Raw genomic sequence first — 6091 nt, forward strand, 5'->3', positions numbered from 1 at the left:
AAGGGCGCAGCCCTTCCTCCTGGACCTCCATCCCAGTCTTTCAATCGTTTTTTGGCAGTGTGTTGATTCTATGGCAACGGCGCTTTGCGCAGATGCCAATCCGTGACCTGCTGATAGGCGTGTCCGACCTGAAACACCACCTCCTCACCCAGGGGGGGACCGATCAGCTGCATGCCGATGGGGAGGGAGCTGTCGTCGAAGCCGCAGGGGATGGAGAGCCCTGGCAGGCCGGCCAGGTTGACGTTGATGGTGAAGATATCGGAGAGATACATGCGCACGGGATCATCGGTGCGTTCGCCCAGTTTGAAGGCGGTTTCGGGGGCGGTGGGGGTCAGGATGCAATCGACCTGCCGGAAGGCGGTTCGAAAATCCTCGGCGATCAGGCGGCGGACTTTTTGTGCCTTGCGGTAGTAGGCATCGTAGTAGCCTGAGGAGAGGACGTAAGTACCCAGCATGATGCGGCGTTTCACTTCGGCGCCGAACCCTTCGGCGCGGGTGCGGCGGTACATATCCGGGAGATCGGCGGGGTTGGTGCAGCGATGGCCAAATTTGACGCCATCGTAGCGGGCCAGATTGGAGGAGGCCTCTGCCGGGGCGATGATGTAATAGGTTGGAATGGCGTGTTCGGTATGGGGCAGGGAGATATCCACCAGGGTGGCTCCGGCGCACTGCAAAACCTCCTGGGCGACGGCGATGGCATTTTGGACCTGGGGATTCAGTCCCGCGCCGAAATATTCCCGAGGAATACCGATACGCAGCGAGCGGATATCCCGGGAGAGGGCATCGGCGTAGTTGGGAACGGGCTGGTCGATGCTGGTGGCGTCCAGGGGGTCATGACCGGCCATCACTTGCAACAGGGCTGCCGCATCTGCCACGGTTTGGGTCATGGGCCCTGCCTGATCCAGGGAGGAGGCGTAGGCGATCATGCCGTAGCGGGAGACCCGGCCATAGGTGGGTTTCAAGCCGGTGATGCCGGTGAGGGAGGCAGGTTGGCGGATGGATCCGCCGGTGTCGGTCCCCAGGGCGGCGATACACAACCCACCGGCGACCGCAGCCGCCGAACCGCCGGAGGAGCCACCCGGCGCCCGTTCTTGATTCCAGGGGTTGCGGCAGGGACCGAAACAGGAGGTCTCATTGGACGATCCCATGGCGAATTCGTCCATGTTGGTCTTGCCCAGGATGATGGCGCCCGCTGCCTGCAAACGATCGATGACCGTCGCGCTGTAGGGGGGAACGAAGTTGCGCAGGATCCGGGAGCAGCAGGTGGTCCGCAGTCCCTGGGTGCAAAAGAGATCCTTGATGGCCAGGGGGATGCCGGTCAGGGGGGTGACGCAATCATCGGCCTGCAAACGTCGATTGGCCTGGGCAGCGGCGGCCAGGGCGCCTGGGGCATCCAGGGTCACGAAGGCATTCAGCGCCGGATTGAGGGCCGCAATCCGGTCGAGACAGATTTGCGTCAATTCGACGGCGCTGATCTCCCGGCGCTTGAGACGGGCAGCGGCTTCGGTCAGGGTGAGGCGGAATGGTTCCACGGGGAGCCGCTCCATGTCATTCATTCGATGATTTTGGGAACCCGGAAAAATCCCTGGGGAGCAGGATCCGGGGCACAGGCCAGCAGTGTGTCACGCTGGTTGCCGTTGACGACACGATCAGGACGCTCTGGCATGGTCATCTCCACGGCATGGGACATGGGTGCGACGGAAGTGGTGTCCAGTTGGTCCAGGCGCTGCATCAATTGCAGGATGTTCGACAGTTGCCCGGCATAGAGGGTCACCTCCTGGTCAGGGATGGCCAGGCGGGCCAGGGTGGCGACATGAGACACGATTTCCGGGGTGATGGCCATGGGACATGAACGCTTGATGTGTTGAGTCGGCGGGGAACGGCTCCCTTCCGGGAAGTGTGTGAGGGTCCGCTGAAAAACGGTCGCATGCAAGGAAAAACATTTCCGAGCCTTTTTTGCGCCGTTTGCAAAAAAGGCCCAAGGGGCGGGCCATGGACCGCCTTCTGGCGCGTTTTTTTGCGCCAGAAGGCGGACGTATGACAGGTTTTTTCGTGGCCGGGTGGTGAATCGTGACACCTTTTCGTGGCCAGGCGAGTGATGCGGCAGCCCCTGGCAAAGGGATCATCGGATCATGGAGTAGGGGGTGGCCAGATCGGACGGATAGAGTCCTGATGTTGAACCGGGCCCGACGACGATGCCACCGCTGTTGTTGGCCCCCACGGGCATGACCTGGGCGCGGGGGAATCCGGGGCCGTAGTTGGCGTTGCCGACGACCAGAGGTCCGCCGCTTTCCGGCCCGCCGATGGCATAGGGAGCGGACATGCCACTCGGATCCTGATTGCTGTAGGCCGGGTAGTAGACCGATCCCATGCTGACGCTGCCTGTTGCGTTGGGACTGGACACACTGAGGGAACCGACGGTCATGGCATCGTCATCACGGACGTAGCCGGCGGTCTGGGGTGTCTGCATGGGGCGGGCCATGGGCACCGATGAGTAGATCACGGCTTGTGGCGGCTTATAGTACATCTGTGCTGGCTGGGTCTGGTAGCTTACCGCCGGGGAAGGGCCTACAGCCGGGTAAAGATAGGACTGCGGCGGCACATAGGTTTCGGGTCTGCCGGTATAATAGACGGTTTGGGCCTCCTGGCTGTTCGAGGCCACCGCTGCGGTTGCCAGGATGGCACCACCGAACAGGAGGGCTGCCGTGCCGGCATCGGCCTCCACCGGGGCAGGTTTGCCGAATCCGACGCTCGCCAACAGCACGGCTCCGATCAGCGTGGTTCCGACCCGTTTTTTGTTTGGCATCGTCGTCATCTCTCTCCCCCTTGTCCCTGTGTGCATGGGAAATGTTTCTTGTTTTGGCGCCAGCCAGTGCGAAATATTTGGCAAATAAGACTTTTTCAGCGATAGATAACCACGGTTTGTGGCATGATGAAACCTTCGGGTGCAGAAGGCTCTTCCCCTGTGAAGGTTGGTTGGACCCGCACCCGCGCCGGTGTGCTGCCCCCTGCTGCCACGGGAACAGGCGCCATGACGGCCTGTGGCACCATCACCTCGACCGGCGTCCGTCTGATGTAGGAGACCGGTTGCTGGGCATCGGATTCCACGGGTTGGCGATGCCATATGTCACCCACGGCGGGTGTTCGTTCCCACCAATGTTGCACCGGATTTTCGTAGCCGGTGTCGTAACGCCATGTTTTGACTTTAATCATGGTGTACCCGACATGGACGGCAGGCTGGGGGTTCCACTCGGCAAGCGCCGACCCGGCTGCCATTGCACAGGCCATGCTGCCGGTGAGAGCGGCCAGAATGCTGACCCGGTACGTTCTGTTGGTAAGGTGTTTCATGCCATTTTCCTCTTTCCCCAGCGGTCCAAGCGAGCCAACGAGGTGTTTTTCGGCTCTTGGCCCGGGTTGCATCAGTGATTTATTGTAACTGTTCGGCTCATTTTGTGTTGGTCTGCCCATGCTGCGGTTGAGTGCCAGTGGGTTTGGCCCCATTTTTACCAGCGACATCTTCCACCACCTCGACAGCATCATCCTTTTGTTTTTTGGCTTGGGGGGGTGGTTGATGGGAGGGAGGCTTGCCGGTGACAGGTTTGACCTTGGGTTGGTCAGCCACTGGAGTGGATGGGCTGGCTTGCTGGACAGATCCAGGAGCCACCTCTTCTTTTGGGGTGTGGGAGGTGGCAGTGGCCTGGGGAGCGGCAGGGGCATGCGCTGGCGCTGCGGATGGGAAGAGAGTGCCATCCGGGTCGGCGGCGCCAAAACCAAAAACGGCTGGCGGGGTGTTGCCATGTCGCTCTGCCGCAGGCGACGAGCCGCCCTGAACAGGCAAGGCCACATGCCCCGCCGACTGGGAAACGTTGCCCGGGAAACCGGGATCCGGCAAGTCACCCCCTGGTGCGTCCAGAGACTCCTCCTGAATCTCCCGAGGCTTGGGAACGCCACGGGTCGAGGAGGAGATGCCACGGGACAAGGAAACGCCGTAGTCGTCATCCGCCAGGTCGGTATCGAGTCCTCCAGACGGGAATGGATAGACCGGCGTTACCCTTTCCACGATGGGCAGCGCAGGCAATGGGCGCCAGACGCGCCGTGGCATCATGATCGTGTTGGGGGAGATCATGACGGGTTCGTTGCCGTCTTTTCCTCCTCCAGCCAACAACATGCCACCCTCCATGGTTGATGACGCCATGTTTGGGCATGGTTGCAACCCCACCGCGAGGCAGGGACGGGAGATGCGGGAGATGTGCTCCGGCGTCCATTTGGAAGATTCGGGAGGGCCACTCCTGTCACTCGGGGCATGTGAGCAGCCGAACAGCAGAGACAACCCGGCCATTCCAGCCGCCTTGCGCAGGAACGTCCATTTCCGGCCCTTGAACGTGGGTAGATGGTCCATGACGCCCTCCTGGATACGAGAGGTCGGAACGACCGCTCAACATGTTCCCTTCTATCGGCAATTTTGTCCCGGGCGTTGAGCCGAATATGTTTCGCTGGCGAGCGTGTGCATCGAAACCTTGATCAGAGGCACCTGGGGAGAGCTTGTTATGAACGGCATGAAAATTGCTTAATTATCGCCTGATTATCGCCTGTTTGCCAATCGTTTTTGTAACCGTTCACCACCCGGCCACGCATCGGGGTCCAGGGGGCTGGCTCCCTGGCAGGTCCAGGACAGAGTCCTGGTGGGGTTCGGGGCGAAGCCCTGACAAAGGCTTTTATATCCAGGCTTTTCTTGAGCTGGTGGGGTTCGGGACGAAGCCCTGACAAAGGCTTTCATATCCAGGCTTTTCTTGAGAGGGTGGGGTTACCAGCATTTTTTTCTCAAGTCATCCCCGGGAGCCACCGATAGGGAGATCAGGGGTTATGTTTGGGAGAGTTTGGACGCGGTTGTTGCGTTGGCCGACCGCTCCTGTTGGTGTGTACCGGATTTGAGACATCCGCAGAAGGAAGGACGTTATGCCGATTACAATCAACTCAAGCATTGTGGGTACTTTGACCCGTTCGCTTGGCAAATCGACCAAGTCTCTGAATACGAGCTTGCAGCGGTTGTCATCCGGGATCCGGGTCAACAATGCGGATGACGATCCGGGCGGATTGGGAGTTGTTTCAAACATGGCTGCGCAGATTCGCGCCGCCAACCGGGCCATTCGGAACACCAACGATGCCGTTTCCCTGACCCAGGTAGCCGACGATGCCCTGGCCGAGACCAACAACAATCTGCAACGGATGTTGGAGTTGGCGACAGCGGCCACCAGTTCCACCTATCTGACCGCCGACCGGGCCAACATGAACATCGAGTTCCAGTTGCTCGCAGCGGAGATTCTGCGCACCGCCCGTGGTGTGACGTATAACAACAAGAGCTTGTTGATGGGCAGCGTCGTCGGGTCGGTTTTCCAAGTGGGAACCTACAGCGGCACCGACAATGGCATCTCCCTGACCATCTACAGCGCAACTCCTTCCGGGATAGGGGTTTCCGGTTTTACCAGTCTTGGTGGAACGGATGGCACCTCGGCGTCGCTGGCGATTGTCCTGGTGGACTATGCCATTGCCAGCGTTGCGACGATCCGGGCCAGGATTGGCGCCGTGCAGAGTCGTTTGAATTCGGCTTTGGACAACGTGACCTCCTATTCCAACAACATGACCCAGGCGCTTTCCAATGCCCAGGATGCCGATGTTTCGCAGGAGACCAGCAACATGGCGCGCCAGACCATTCTTCAGCAGGTAGGGGCGGCTGTCATTGCCCAGGCCAATTTGCAAATGAAACAGGTGTTGACTCTGCTGGGTTGAGCGTTTGCGGTTCAGTCGGTCTTGGGGGGGCAGCGGGTTCGGATTGTTGTTGACGAATCGGGGTCCAGGGGGCTGGCTCCATGGCAGGGCCTGACAACCCGTTGAAGAACCCTGTCTCTACAGTTCCAGCAAAAAGGCCATGAAGACCACCAGCGAAAGGTTTGCGGCCCTCGGAACCACCATCAAAATGATGGACAGTGTGTCATGGCCATCGTAGGGCACTGAATGGTTGGCTCAATATGGACTCCGGGGGCTTATCGCACCAGAAGATCCAACAGAGAATGCAGCACCCGTTTGCCCCGCA

General features: G+C 60.0%; 6 protein-coding genes. 1 reads left to right on the forward strand and 5 read right to left on the reverse strand.

Annotated features, from left to right (window positions below):
- Positions 1–68 precede the first annotated feature (68 nt).
- From gatA to HQL63_15420, 5 genes are all read right to left on the reverse strand, one after another.
- Positions 69–1532, reverse strand: a complete 1464-nt coding sequence (gene gatA, locus HQL63_15400; GenBank protein MBF0178211.1) for an Asp-tRNA(Asn)/Glu-tRNA(Gln) amidotransferase subunit GatA — start codon at positions 1530–1532, stop codon at positions 69–71.
- Between the two features lie 20 nt (positions 1533–1552).
- On the reverse strand, positions 1553–1933 hold the full coding sequence (gatC, locus tag HQL63_15405; GenBank protein ID MBF0178212.1) for an Asp-tRNA(Asn)/Glu-tRNA(Gln) amidotransferase subunit GatC: 381 nt from the start codon (positions 1931–1933) through the stop codon (positions 1553–1555).
- A 189-nt stretch (positions 1934–2122) separates the two neighbouring features.
- On the reverse strand, positions 2123–2815 hold the full coding sequence (locus HQL63_15410; protein MBF0178213.1) for a hypothetical protein: 693 nt from the start codon (positions 2813–2815) through the stop codon (positions 2123–2125).
- 86 nt (positions 2816–2901) lie between these two features.
- A complete protein-coding gene (locus HQL63_15415; protein MBF0178214.1) occupies positions 2902–3348 on the reverse strand; it encodes a hypothetical protein in 447 nt (148 codons plus the stop codon).
- A gap of 97 nt (positions 3349–3445) precedes the next feature.
- Positions 3446–4399, reverse strand: coding sequence for a hypothetical protein (locus HQL63_15420; protein ID MBF0178215.1), 954 nt, complete (start codon positions 4397–4399; stop codon positions 3446–3448).
- Positions 4400–4956: 557 nt separating this feature from the next.
- On the opposite strand from HQL63_15420, the gene HQL63_15425 reads away from it, so the two are divergent.
- On the forward strand, positions 4957–5787 hold the full coding sequence (locus HQL63_15425) for a flagellin FliC (GenBank protein ID MBF0178216.1): 831 nt from the start codon (positions 4957–4959) through the stop codon (positions 5785–5787).
- Positions 5788–6091 lie beyond the last annotated feature (304 nt).

This window comes from Magnetococcales bacterium (assembly GCA_015231175.1).
Classification (GTDB): domain Bacteria; phylum Pseudomonadota; class Magnetococcia; order Magnetococcales; family DC0425bin3; genus HA3dbin3.